Origin of the sequence: Sorangium sp. So ce176, assembly GCF_051519835.1 — a bacterium.
GTDB classification, from domain to species: Bacteria; Myxococcota_A; Polyangia; order Polyangiales; family Polyangiaceae; genus Sorangium; species Sorangium cellulosum_G.
The window spans coordinates 10,257,201-10,270,049 of the sequence record NZ_CP150371.1 but is presented as its reverse complement, the minus strand read 5'-3'; the positions used below and the strand labels follow the sequence as shown (position 1 = coordinate 10,270,049).

General features: G+C 72.5%; 9 protein-coding genes. 6 read left to right on the top strand and 3 right to left on the bottom strand.

Annotated elements, in window-relative coordinates:
• Positions 1 to 26 precede the first annotated feature (26 nt).
• A complete protein-coding gene (locus WMF42_RS38790; RefSeq protein ID WP_437688221.1) occupies positions 27 to 1,253 on the bottom strand; it encodes a PAS domain-containing protein in 1,227 nt (408 codons plus the stop codon).
• Between the two features lie 296 nt (positions 1,254 to 1,549).
• Here WMF42_RS38790 and parA point away from each other — a divergent pair, with 296 nt between their 5' ends.
• From parA to WMF42_RS38765, 5 genes are all read left to right on the top strand, one after another.
• Positions 1,550 to 2,233 carry a ParA family partition ATPase gene (parA, locus tag WMF42_RS38785; protein ID WP_434043641.1) on the top strand — a complete coding sequence of 228 codons (684 nt, stop codon included), beginning with the start codon at positions 1,550 to 1,552 and terminating at the stop codon, positions 2,231 to 2,233.
• Complete coding sequence (locus WMF42_RS38780) at positions 2,184 to 2,894, top strand: hypothetical protein (RefSeq protein WP_437688220.1); 711 nt, start codon at positions 2,184 to 2,186, stop codon at positions 2,892 to 2,894. Before parA ends, WMF42_RS38780 begins: the two co-directional genes overlap by 50 nt.
• Positions 2,895 to 3,195: 301 nt before the next feature.
• Complete coding sequence (locus tag WMF42_RS38775) at positions 3,196 to 6,093, top strand: PAS domain S-box protein (RefSeq protein WP_437688219.1); 2,898 nt, start codon at positions 3,196 to 3,198, stop codon at positions 6,091 to 6,093.
• 279 nt (positions 6,094 to 6,372) lie between these two features.
• A complete protein-coding gene (locus WMF42_RS38770; protein WP_433930487.1) occupies positions 6,373 to 6,795 on the top strand; it encodes a response regulator in 423 nt (140 codons plus the stop codon).
• Positions 6,796 to 7,006: 211 nt separating this feature from the next.
• Positions 7,007 to 7,597 carry a hypothetical protein gene (locus WMF42_RS38765; RefSeq protein ID WP_437688218.1) on the top strand — a complete coding sequence of 197 codons (591 nt, stop codon included), beginning with the start codon at positions 7,007 to 7,009 and terminating at the stop codon, positions 7,595 to 7,597.
• Positions 7,598 to 7,612: 15 nt separating this feature from the next.
• Here the strand turns inward: WMF42_RS38765 and WMF42_RS38760 are convergent, their stop codons facing one another.
• Positions 7,613 to 10,564, bottom strand: coding sequence for a HEAT repeat domain-containing protein (locus tag WMF42_RS38760; RefSeq protein WP_437688217.1), 2,952 nt, complete (start codon positions 10,562 to 10,564; stop codon positions 7,613 to 7,615).
• 158 nt (positions 10,565 to 10,722) lie between these two features.
• A complete protein-coding gene (locus WMF42_RS38755) occupies positions 10,723 to 11,841 on the bottom strand; it encodes an alkene reductase (protein WP_437688216.1) in 1,119 nt (372 codons plus the stop codon).
• A 188-nt stretch (positions 11,842 to 12,029) separates the two neighbouring features.
• Between WMF42_RS38755 and WMF42_RS38750 the strand changes: the two genes are divergently transcribed.
• Positions 12,030 to 12,395 carry a winged helix-turn-helix transcriptional regulator gene (locus WMF42_RS38750; protein WP_434043635.1) on the top strand — a complete coding sequence of 122 codons (366 nt, stop codon included), beginning with the start codon at positions 12,030 to 12,032 and terminating at the stop codon, positions 12,393 to 12,395.
• Positions 12,396 to 12,849 lie beyond the last annotated feature (454 nt).

The following is a 12,849-nucleotide window of genomic DNA, read 5'->3' as shown; positions in this document are numbered from 1 at the left end:
GGCGCGCCCCCAGCGTGCCCGCCGCCTCAGCGCGGGCCGCCCCCCGGGAGCCTCGGCGCCGCGCCCTCGGCGGCGCTCGCCGCCGCGCCGCTCGCGGCCGCGCGCTGCATGCACAGCTTCAGGCCCGCGCGGAGGTTCCCCACGGTCGCGATGCCCGACAGGTCGAGCCCGAGGGAGACCATCGTCTGCGCCACGTTGGACCGGATGCCCGTGATGACCCCCTCGGCGCCCAGGAGCCGGAGGGCGCGGACGAGGTCGATGAGATAACTCGCTGTCTTCGTGTCGACGACCTCGACGCCGGTCAGGTCCAGGATCGCGAACCGGGCCCGCTTGTCCGCGACGGCGGCCAGCAGGTCGTCCATCACCTCGGCGGCCCTCTTGCTGTCGACGACGCCCACCATCGGGAGGGTCAGCACGCCGTCCCAGACCTCGATGATCGGCGTCGACAGGTCGCGGATCACCTTCTGCTGGCGCTCGATGATCTCGAGCCGCGCCTTCAGCTCGTCTTCCCTGCGCTTCGCCTCCGTGCCGTCGAGCGTGAAGCTGACCGCGCCGTCGGGCCCCCCGCGGGCGTCGCGGACCGGGATGACCCACGTCTCCCAGGCCATCCCGAACGCCTCGACGCTGCTGCGGACGAGCTCGCCCCGGACCGCTCTCCGCATCGGCTCCATGTCCATCGGCTCGGGAGGGGGGTCGAACACGTTCCTTCCGACGAACTGGCCCGGCCTGAGGCCGAGGGACGGGAGCATCTTGCCCTCGTGGAAGGTGCAGAATCCATCCCGATCCATCCGGGTCACGGACGTGTCCACCGCGCCGAGGATGGCCCGGAGGATGACGTCGCTCTCTCTCAGCTCCTCGACGACCTTGACCTGCTCCGTGACATCCTGCCCGAAGCAGAGCAGCCGGATCGGCGCGCCGCCGTCGTCGACCACGGGCGCATGTCGCCACTCGCAAACGACCGCGCCCGCGTCCTTGCGGGCATGGGTGCAGCGCATCGGGGCGCTCGCCTGCCCGAGCGAGCGCCGCCACGCCTCGGCGTCCGGTCCGCTCAAGATCGTGTCGGTGAGGCGGCGGCCCACCGCTTCGTCAGCTGTATATCCAAAGAGGCGCTCCGCCTCGCCATTCCACGCGACGACCACGAGATCGTCGAGATTCCCAGCGCACTCGATCACCACGAAGGGCGCGCTGCGCACAGCGCTCATGTAGCTCGTGCCGAGCCCCGGGGATCCGAGGGAAGTCGCTGTGTTCGTCATCTTTCGTCCTCAAGGTAACGTGGCCCGGCGGTCGGTGTCGAGGACGACCGACGAGAGGCCAGCGAGGGAGCAAGAGGGCTGAGCCGAGCGTGCGAGCATGCGGAACAACCTGTGAGGTGACATCCAAGCTGCGGATACCACCGACGAATCGGCGGCCCTGTCGAGCGTCGTGTAGGGAGCTCCCTTCCGCGGGCCTGCGGCGTCCACAGCGAAGAGCGGGGCAGAGCCGCGACGAGGCCGCGGTGGCGTCCGCAAGAAAGTGGACCACCCGACGTAGGTTCTGCTAGGGGGGTGTCATGATCATCGCGCTCACCGGACAGAAGGGTGGGATCGGCAAGAGCACCACGGCCGTGAGCCTCGCCGTGGCCGCGCTGGCGAAGGGCCGGCGGGCGCTGCTCGTCGACGCCGATCCCCAGGGCACCGTCCGCACGTGGGGCGACGTGGCCGCCGAGGCAGGGCACGAGATCCCGACAGTGATGGCGATGGGCGCCTCGATGCACAAGCCGGGGCAGCTCCCGGAGGTCGCGGCCGCGTACGACCTCACGGTCATCGACTGCCCGCCGCGCCACGGTGAGATCGCCCGGTCGGCGCTGATGATCGCCGACATCGCCGTCTATCCCTGCGGCCCCACGGCCGCGGACGCCTGGGCGCTGACCGCCGCGATCGAGGTGTTCCGGGAGGCCGCCGCGCTGCGGAGCGGGCTCAAAGGCTGCATCCTCATCACGCGAAAGCAGGGCCGCACGGCGCTCGGCAAATCGGCGCGCGCCGTGCTCGAGACCTCGGGCCTGCCGGTGCTCTCCACGGAGCTCGGCTATCGCATTGCCTACCAGGAGTCCCTCGCCTGCGGGCAAGGGGTGACGGGCTATGCGCCGCGGGACACCGCGGCCAGAGAGATCACCCACCTTCTCGAAGAACTGGAGACGCTTCACCATGGCGAAAAAACAAGTCGCGGTCTCGCTAAGAAAGCCGCCGTCGCCTGAGAAGGTCGACGCGTTCGTCGCGGGCGGCGCCGACGGCAAGCCGGCGCACGACGACGACCGATCGAGGCGCGCGCCCGACGCCGAGAAGCCGAAGGCCGCCGCCGACAGGCGCGCGCTCGACGCCGAGAAGCCGGCGGAAGCGAGGCAGGATCCAGCGCCGCAGCCGAGCGCCGAGCCGCCCGCGGCGGCGCAGCCCGCGGCGGCGAGCGCGATCGCCGGGCCCCAGCCGCTCGCCACCACCTCGGAGCCGCCGGCCGTCCCGCCGGTGCTCGTCGGGAACGACGGCCGCGCGCGGCGCGCTGTCACTGTCTACCTCCCCGATCCGCTCGCGGACCGGCTGCTGCTCCACTGCATCGAGCACGACCGCGACATGAGCAACCTGATCGGCGAGGCGGTCGAGGTGCACCTCGACAGGCGGCTCGGGCCCGCGCCCGTCTCCGCAGCGACGGCCGAAAGCGGCGGCGCCGCCGCCCGCGAGGCGCCCTCCGCCGGCCCGAGCTACCGCGCCGAGCCGTTCCGCGCCGAGCCGTTCCGCGCCGAGCCGTTCCGCGCCGAGCCGTTCCGCGCCGCCGACACGAGCCCGAAGGGGCGGGTCGGCCGCATGGTCCAGGTCGGGCGCGTGCTGATGACGCTGTGGCGCGAGCGGCCCCGGGTGAGCTGAGCCGCCAGCGCGCCGCGACGCCGACCGCGCGAACAACGCATGCAGCGCCGCCTCTCCAGGGGCGGCCGCATCCGAGCAGGAGACGAGAGGAGGGAAGATAAGGATCTTCCTGCCTTCCTGCTCCGCATGAACCTCCCCAGGCCCAATCCCCCTCTCCGGGGTCCCGTTGACATTCCCGGGGTGACCGGGCAGGCTCGGAGTCGAGACGCAGCGCAACTGGCTCCGAGCCCGCCGAGTGCGTGATGAGCCGCCGCGTCACGGAGCCGTTCGCCGCGGCGGCGACTGACCACCAGGACGAGCGATGACCCAGCATTTCCGGGACGAGGGGGCGGCCGCGCGCGGACTGACTCCGATGGAGGCGCAGGCCGCGTCGGACGCCAGCCGGTCCATCCACTCCATCCACGCGCTGTTCACGGAGGCGCCCACCGCCATCGCCGTGTTCCGCGGGCCCGACTGGGTGATCGACTTCACGAACCGGCTCGCGCAGCGCCTCTTCCGCGACCGCACCGTGGTCGGCAGGCGCCTGTTCCAGTGCGCCCCGGAGCTCGCCGGCTCCCAGGTGGCCGAGCTGATCGAGCGGGCCCACGGGTCGGGCCGGGCGGCCGCCGCGTGCGAGCTCCTGATCCTCCTCGACCGCGGCGACGGCGCGCTGGCCGAGGGGTACTTCAACGTGACCCTCGAGCCCATCCCGGCCGCCGCCGGCGGGACGGAGAGCGTGGTGCTCTTCGCTGTCGAGGTCACCGATCAGGTGCTCGCGCGGCGCCGCATAGAGCAGCTCGCCGAGCAGCTCGAGCACGAGCGCCACAAGCTGGAGCAGATCATCCAGCAGATGCCCCACGCTGTGTACATCGCGGACGCCCCCTCGGGGCAGCTCGTGATGGGCAACGCGCAGGGCGCCGCGCAGCTCGGCCGCCCGTTCGTCGTGTCGACCGACATCGCAGAGTACAGCGCCGCCTACCAGGGCTTCCACGCGGACGGCCGGCCCTACGCGCCGCACGAGTGGCCGCTCGCGCGCGCCGTGGCCAGCGGCGAGCTCGTCCGGGCCGAGCCGGTGGAGATGCAGCGCGCCGACGGCTCGCGGGCCATCATCGAGTACAGCGCCGCGCCCATCCGCGACGCCGCGGGGCAGATCGTGGCCGGCGTGGTGGTCGGCGTCGACGCGACGGAGCGGATCCGCGCCCTGCGCGAGGAGCGGCGCCGCAGCGAGCAGCTCCGGGGGCTCGCCGAGGCCTCGCTCGCCGTCAACTCGGCGCCGTCGCTCGACCGCATGCTCGCCGAGATCACCGAGCGGGCGCGGTCGCTCATCGGAGCGCACCAGTCGGTCATCAGCATGACCCGCGACCAGAACTGGGCGCAGGCCATCAACGCGGTCAGCCTCTCGGACAAGTACGCCGCGTACCGCGGCTACGACGCGAGGACGACCGGCAGCGGGATCTACACGCTGGCCTGCCAGCAGAACAGGCCGCTCCGCATGACGCAGGCCGAGCTCGAGGCGCACCCGGCGTGGCGCGGCTTCAGCGGCGAGGCGTCGCGCCACCCGCCGATGCGCGGCTGGCTCGTCGCGCCGCTCGTCGCCCGCGACGGCAGCAACATCGGGCTCATCCAGCTCTCGGACAAGATCGAGGGGGAGTTCACCGGCGACGACGAGTCGATCCTGATGCAGCTCGCGCAGCTCGCCAGCGTGGCCATCGAGAACGCGCGGCTGCGCGAGGAGGCGCTCGCCGCCGAGAAGCGCTTCCGCTCGATGGTGGAGGCGACGACGGTCGTCGTCTGGCGGACCGGGCCGAACGGCCACGTCGTGGAGGACTCCGCGTCCTGGCGCGACTTCACCGGGCAGGGCCGCGAGGAGTGGCTCGGCTACGGGTGGCTCGACGCCGTCCACCCCGACGACCGCCCGCACGCGGACGCCGCGTGGCGCGGAGCGGTCGCGTCGAGGTCCCGCTACGAGGTGGAGTACCGGCTGCGTCGGCGCGACGGCTCCTGGGCCCACACCGTCGCGCGCGGCGTCCCGCTCCTCGCGGACGACGGCTCCATCGACGAGTGGGTCGGCTGCAACGTCGACGTGAGCGACATCCGGCGCGCCGAGGAGGCGCTCCGCGTGCAGCACCAGATCGTGCGCACCATCGCCGAGAACGCGACGCTCGGCCTGTTCATGATGGACGCGCACCAGCGCTGCACCTTCATGAACCCGGCGGCCGAGAAGATCACCGGCTTCACCTTCGACGAGATGAAGGCGCTCGATCGCCCCCTGCACGAGATCATCCACCACACGCGGCCGGACGGCAGCCACTACCCCATCGACGAGTGCCCGATCGACAGGGCGCTGCCGCGCAAGAGCCAGGAGCAAGGGGAGGACGTCCTGGTCCACAAGGACGGCTCGTTTTACCAGGTCGCCTTCACCGCGAGCCCCATCCTCGACGGCGGCGTCCCCGTGGGCACGGTCATCGAGATCCGCGACATCACCGAGCAGAAGCGCGCCGAGGCGGAGCGCGAGCGCCTCATCGCCGCGCTCGAGCGGAGCAACAAGGAGCTCGATCAGTTCGCGTACGTGGCGAGCCACGACCTGAAGGCGCCGCTGCGCGGCATCGCGAACCTGACGCAGTGGATCGAGGAGGACCTCGCCGGGACGGTCGAGGGCGAGTCGCGCGAGCACATGAGCCTGCTGCGCGGCCGCGTCCGGCGCATGGAGGCGCTCATCGACGGGATCCTCGATTACAGCCGCGCCGGGCGGGTGCGGCACGAGGTCGAGGCGGTCGACGTCGGCCAGGTGCTCGCGGACGTGATCGAGCTGATCGCGCCCGCGCCCGGGGCGAGCGTCGAGGTCGCGCCGGGCCTGCCGTCGCTGCGGACCGAGCGGATCCCGCTGCAGCAGGTGTTCATGAACCTCATCGGCAACGCGCTCAAGCACGCGCGGCGCGCCGACGTGCGCGTCCGCGTCGGGCACAGGGACGCAGGCCTGCACCACGAGTTCTTCGTCGAGGACAACGGCCCCGGCGTCGCCCCGGAGTTCCACGACCGCGTCTGGGGCCTCTTCCAGACGCTGGAGGCGCGCGACAAGGTCGAGGGCACGGGAATCGGGCTGTCCGTGGTGAAGAAGATCGTCGAGAGCCGCGGCGGCCACATCTGGATCGACTCCTCGCCGGGCCAGGGCGCCACCTTCCGCTTCACCTGGCAGAAGCGCGATCCGAACGATCGCTGAGCTCCCCCGCTGCGGCGCCGGCGAACCGGGCCAGTGGCAAGCTCAGCGGCGGGAGGGGATCCTCATTGCAGTTGAATCGGGCGAACCGGTGATCCAAGCTCGAACAATGAGACACTCCGGGAGAGCTCGCGCGACAAGCAGCGCGCCGGAGCGCGCTCGGGCACACCGGCGGCCGCGAGACCTCCGCGGCGGTCGCCCTCTTGCCATGATCAGTGCGGCGGCGACCATCGCGCGGAGGTTGACGTTCACGTCCTTCCCGCCAAGGAGAACAGGGAGACAATGAACGTCGAAGAGAAGCTCCTGAACATCCTCCTCGTCGAGGACGACGAGGTCGACGTGATGAACGTCCGCCGGGCGTTCAAGAGGAACAACATCTCGAACCCTCTCTGGGTCGCCGGCAACGGCGTCGAGGCGCTCGAGATGCTGCGCAGCGGCGTCATCCCTGTCGAGCGCCGGCTGATCCTGCTCGACCTCAACATGCCGAAGATGAACGGGATCGAGTTTCTGCGCGAGCTGCGCGCCGATCCGGATCTCGTGTCCACGTCGGTTGTCGTGCTGACCACATCGAACGACGATCGCGACAAGGTGGGTGCCTTCAACCTCAACGTGGCCGGCTATCTCCTCAAGCCCGTCACGTTCCTCAGCTTCGTTGAGCTGATGGCGGCGCTCAACAAGTACTGGAGACTTGTCGAGCTACCTTAGCGAAACTCGCCAGCTTTCTGGCAGCGCTCCACAGCGCCTGCGGCCATTGAGGCCACCGCGGCCATTGAGGCCACCGCGGCCATTGAGGCCATTGCGGCCATTGAGGCCATTGCGGCCACCGCGCGATCGTCACGAGGCGACGCGCGGCGGAGGCCGATCCCCCACGAAGAGCCGATTGCGCCCCTCGCGGATCTGCCGGATAGGTGGGAGCATGCGGCTCCCCAAGCTCCGGACCAGCGTCGCGCTCACGGCGCTCCTCGGCCTGTGCTCGATGGGCTCCTTCTGCATCTGGCCCGATCCCGGCGGCAACAACGGCCCGCCCGACCCCTCGACGGCGTGCGCCGACGGCGAGCCGCCCGCGGCCGGCGCGGCCGGCCTGTTCTTCAGCGATCCGAAGGGCGGCGCGACCCCGCTCGCCGAGGACGCGGCGCTCCCGATCGAGTACGGCCCCCAGGGCGGCCAGCACGTGATGGTGGCGATCCGGCACCACACGCGCGGCGGCGGCGTGTGGGCCTACCGCCTGGCGTTCGAGCCGGAGGCGGCCGATCCGGCGGCGCCCGAGCCCGATCCGGCGGCGCCGCGCCGGCCCGTGCTCGAGGGCTCGAACACAGTGCCCGTCAACGCGTGCGCCTCCGGGTGGACCGAGACGATCGCGCCCGTGTTCCTCGACTTCCGCGACGGCGGGCAAGCGGACGCGGCAGGCGAGATCCCGGCGGCCCGCGGCGTGCTCCGCATCGTCGCGACCCCCAAGGACGCAGGCGAGAAGGTGTCCGCGGAGATCCCCTTGCAGATCGCGATGTGAGCGGGCGCGGGGCCGCTACTTGCCCCGCTTGACCACGCCGAGCGCCCGCTGCGCCGCCCTGAGCGCGGCCTGCGCGTCCTTGCCCTCGGCGCCCGCGAGCGCCGCCGCGACGGCGCTCGCGACCTCGCGCCGGCTGTGCGGGTGCACGTCCGCGAGCTTCAGGTAGAGCTGCGCCCGCTCGGGGAAATCGGCGTCGCCGCGCCGCGCCTCGACCCGCTCGAGCAGGCACCCCGCCACCGCGGTGTCGTCCATCTTCTTCAGCGCGTCGAGCGCCGCCGCGCGCTTCGCGATCTCCGGCCGCGCCTCGATGAGCTCCACGAGCGGCGCGAGCGCCACCGGGCCGAACGCGCGGATCGCGTCCGCCACGATGCCCGGCTTGTACCCCTCGGCGTAGGCCGACAGGAGCTCGCTCAGCCCGCGGACGTCGCCGAGGTAGCCGAGCGCGTACGCGGCGATCTTCGCCTCCCGCTCGTCCTCGCCGCGGCTCGCCAGCATCCGCACGAACGTCTCGACCATCTCGACGTCGCCGAGCTGGGCGAGCGCGTAGGCGGCCTCCTCGCGCACGCCGCGGGCGGCGTCGGCGTAGAAGGCGCGGCGGAGCGCCGGCAGCGCGGAGAGGTCGCCCAGCTCGGCGAGCGCCTTGAGCGCCTCGCCCCGCTCCTCCTTGTTGGGCGCCGCGCCGAGCGCCTTCGCGAGCTCCTGCACCCGCTCCATCCGGCCGGCGCGGCGCGCGCGCACCGCGGCGCCGCCCGGGCCCGCCGCGCGCGCGTCGAGCACGTCGAGCACGTCGAGCGCGTCGCGGGCGAGCGCCCGCAGGCCCGCGTCCTTGGCGTGCTCCGCGACCCGGCCGAGCATCGCCGCGGCGTCGGCCGAGGCCGCGCCGCCGTGCAGGGCGACCGCCTGCAGCACCCGCACAGCGGTCAGCTTCGCCACGCGGCCCGCCTTGACCGTGAGCGCCCGCTCGGCCGCGGCGATCGCCTCGGCCCCGAGCGGCGCGAACGTCCTCGCGATGGTCGGCGTCGCCGTGCCGTCCGCCCACAGGGGGAAGATGCTCTCGACGAGCTCGCTCGCCGGAAGCGACGCGTAGTACCGGGCGTAGTGCACCGCGGCGACGTAGCGGCTCATCGTGCCCGCCGCGCGGCGCCGCGCCACCTCGTCCGGGGGGAGCGCCTCGTCGGGCCGCGCGACGGTCACGCTCTCGTAGGTAGGCACGCGCTCGATCTCCTCGCCGACGCTGTCGATGTGCGTCGCGCCGGCGAGGCGCACGAGCGCCATCTCGAGCACCTGGTAGAGCTTGATGAAGTCGTCGAGCCTGTCCGCCGGCTCGGGCCGCTGCGGCAGGCCCTGGAGCAGCGCGGCCTGCTTCTCCAGGCGGAGGTCGCGGAGCCGCTCGGCCAGCGGGTCGGTCACGCGGGCGCCGAGGCCGGTGAGCCCGGTGGCGAGCGCCTCGGCGAGCTCCTCGCGCACCTCGCCGAGCGCGATGGCCGCGGGCGACGCGCCGGCCTCGCGGGCGGCGGCGTTCCACGCGGAGCCCTCCAGCGGCCCGCTCCGCGCCGCGGCGCCCTGCTCCACGACCGGCCGGAGCTCGAGGCCGAGCGGGCCCTCGACGACAGCGGCGAGCGGCCACAGCGTGGGCAGCGCCGCGTCGATGCCGACGTCGCCGAGCAGCGCGCGCAGCCGCGCGTCGCGGAGGGAGCCGGCGAGCCGCTCCTCGAGCGCGGCGTCGTCGGGCAGGTGGAGGGCCTCGCCCTTGTCGTCGACCGCCGAGAGCCGCGCGCCGCGCGCGAAGAGCGTGTCGATGCGCACCGCCACGGGCACGAGGTCGGGCGCGAAGACGTCCTTGCGGTGCTCCTGGAGCGCCGCGAGCGCCGCGCCGACGTCGGGCAGCGCCCGCGCGAGCACGGCTTCCAGTGCGCCGGCGTCGAGCGGGCGCTTGTCGCCGAGGTCCGTGAAGTCAAGGCGGAGCGGCGGGTAGCCGGGGTAGGTCGTCGCGCGCGCCCCGGCGAGCACCTCCCCGGCGAAGCTCCGCTTCGGCTCGGTCCGCTTCGCCATGAAGGCCGGGAGGATCTGCTTCTCGCTGAGGTGCCGGCCTGTCTCGAGGTCGAGGAAGCGGCTCTCCCGGATGACGTAATCGTCGCTCGTCGTCCGCGTCGAGAAGGCGTACTCGACGAGCGTGAGCCCCTCCGCGGGCTTGCGGTCGGACGCCTTCCACGTTTTGCCGACGAGCTCCTCGACGTGGCGGTCGTCGAGCGGCTCGCCCGCGAGGTGCTTCTCGAGCTTGCGGGCGGTGAGCAGGAGATCGGCCATCAGGTTCGCGTACGCGACAGCCGGGAGCGCGCCGCGGCGGGCGCCGGTGGCCTGCGGGCCGCCCGCGGCTGGGCCACGGAGCAGCGCGGCGAGGTCGAGCGTCCGCGCCGAGAGCCGCCGGAGGCGGTTCTCCCGGAGCGCCTCGGCGAGCTTCTCCATCTGCTCGATGCGGTCGGCCCCGATCGCCGCGACGCCGGCCACGGCGAGCTCGCGCACAAGCGTGCCTACCTGCTCGACGCCCGACTTCATCAGGGCCTGCGCGTTCGCGCTGCCCTTCTTCACGCTCTTGCGCGCGGTGTCGGCGCCGGGCGCGCCGGGCGGCGCCGCGTCGCTCACGACGAACGACTCGGGCGCGCGCGCCCAGGCGACGAGCAGCGCCGCCGCGTGCTTGCAGAACGCCGTGTTGAACGTCCGCGCCGGGCAGGTGCAGCGCCCCTTGAAGGCGGGCGCCGGCGAGCCGGTGTAGACGAGCGTGACCTTGTAGGGCGCGGCCCCCGAGCCCCTGGCCTCGCAGAACAGCTTGTTCTCGTGGCGGGCCAGGTTCAGGAGCTGGCCGCCGTCGTAGAGCAGCGTGCCCTTCTTGAGCTCGCCCGCGTCCTGGATGAACGCCCGGAGCTCGCCCGCCCCGATGCGCTGCACCTCGCCCGGCGCCGCGCTCACGGCGCCCCCGCGGGCGAGCGCGCCGGGCGCGGCGCGCTGCTCGCCAACAGAACAACGACCGCTCTCGGGAACAGATCCAGGGCCGTCGGCATCGGCCCTGGAGCCTACCATGGTCCGCGGCGCGGGAGCCCTCGCCGCGCCTGCGCCGGATGCCGCGCTCAGGCCGACGGCTGCGCGGCGGCCTGCGCCTCGCCGAGGCGCGGATAATCGGTGTAGCCGCGCGGCCCCTCGGAGTAGAACGTCGACACGTCGGGCGGGTTGAGCGGCGCCCGGCGCGACAGGCGCTCGGGCAGATCGGGGTTGGCCAGGAACGGCGCGCCGAACGAGACGAGGTCCGCCGCGCCCGACCGCAGCGCCGCCTCCGCTGTCTCGAGCGTGTAGCCGCCGTTCGCCATGAGGACGCCGCGGAACCGCTCGCGGAGCAGCGGCATCACGCGACCCGCGGCGTCCTCCGCCTGCCCGTCCACCGGCTCCACGACGTGCAGGTAGGCGAGCTTGCGCGCCGAGAGCTCGGCGGCGACGTGGCCGAAGATCGCCTTCGGGTTCGAGTCGCTCATGTCGTTGTAGCCGCCCAGCGGCGAGACCCGCACGCCGACCCGGTCCGGGTCGAAGACGCCGGTCACCGCGTCGACGATCTCGAGCAGGAACCGCGCCCGGTTCTCGACAGAGCCGCCATACGAATCCGTCCGCTGGTTCACGCCGTCGCGGAGGAACTGGTCGATGATGTAGCCGTTCGCCGCGTGCAGCTCGATCCCATCGAAGCCGGCCGCCCTCGCCCGGCGCGCGCCGTCCTCGAACTGCGCGACGACGCCGGGGATCTCGTGCGTCTCGAGGGCGCGCGGGGTGCTGTACGGCTGCGGGCCCTCGGGCGTGTGCGCGTGGCCGGTGCGGATGCGGACGGCCGAGGACGAGACCGGCGCCTGCCGGCCCGGCTGGAACGAGACGTGCGACGACCGCCCGACGTGCCAGAGCTGGGCGAAGATGCGCCCCCCCGCCCGGTGCACCGCGTCCGTCACGAGCCGCCACCCCTCGACCTGCGCGTCGGTGTGGATGCCCGGCGTGCGGAGGTACCCCACGCCCTGCGGGCTGACCTGCGTGGCCTCGGTGATGATGAGGCCGGCGGAGGCGCGCTGCTCGTAATACACCGCGTTGAGCTCGGTGGGCACGTTGCCCTCGCCCGCGCGGCAGCGCGTCATCGGCGCCATCACGATGCGGTTCGGCAGCGAGAGAGAGCCGAGAGAGAAGGAGCTGAACAGCAGGTGAGAGGCGGTGGTCATTGTCGATTCCCCTGGCAAAAAAGCTGTAACTTCCGAAACGGAAGTGGCATCCGCTGGGAAAGCATCATGGGTCGTCGCTTCTTTCCGTCAAGTAGCTTCCTTTTTGTTAGTGATGCGATCATGATGAGGCTCGGGGACCAGGAATGAAGCATCCATGTCAGCATCTCTGCGACAAATTTCAAGCGGCGATGAACGTGCTCGCGAAGCCCTGGAATGGGCTCATCATCGCGACGCTCGAGGGAGGCGCGCTGCGCTTCGGCGAGATCGGCGAGCGGCTCGACGCGATCAGCGACCGGATGCTCTCCAGCCGGCTCAAGGAGCTCGAGGCGCTCGGCCTCGTGGTGCGGCGTGTGCTGCCGGGGCCTCCGGTCCGGGTGGAGTACGAGCTGACCGACTCCGGACGGGGGTTCCAGGCGGTCGCGCAGGCGATCTCGCGCTGGGGGGAGATGCTGGCCGAGAGCGCGCCGCGCGCGGGCGCCTCGAGCAGCAGCCGCGCGCGCGGGCGGGTCGTGGTAGAGGCGCAGGCGAGGCGCGCGGCGCCGCGAACGCGGTGACGAAGATCAGCAAGGGTGAGGGGCGAGGGCACGGCATGAACAGCCCGCACCGCAAGAGCAGCATCGGCGCACTGACGGTCGCGCCCGCCCGCTGAAGGTGGCTTTCGTTCGCTGACCAACCGCGCACCTCCGCGATGTCCAAGGCTGTGTCCGCCACGGGCGCGAGAAGCTCCGCCGGCGGTATCGGGATCATCCCGACCCCTCTTGTCGGGGATCTCTCACACGGTAGATACACGAATATCTTTAGTGTGGTTCGCCGGCCGCCGAGCGCGTTAGCATGGCGTCGCCCTGGAGAGGGTTCAACATGGAGCAGCGGACGAGCGGCAAGGTAGCGTCTCCTCGGAACCGGGCGACGTCCTCGAAGGACGGCGTCGCGAAGGGCACGAACGGCAAGGACGGCAAGCACCCGAGGAACGGCAAGAACGCGGAGGCCAAGCGCGCAGGCGGCGCGGCC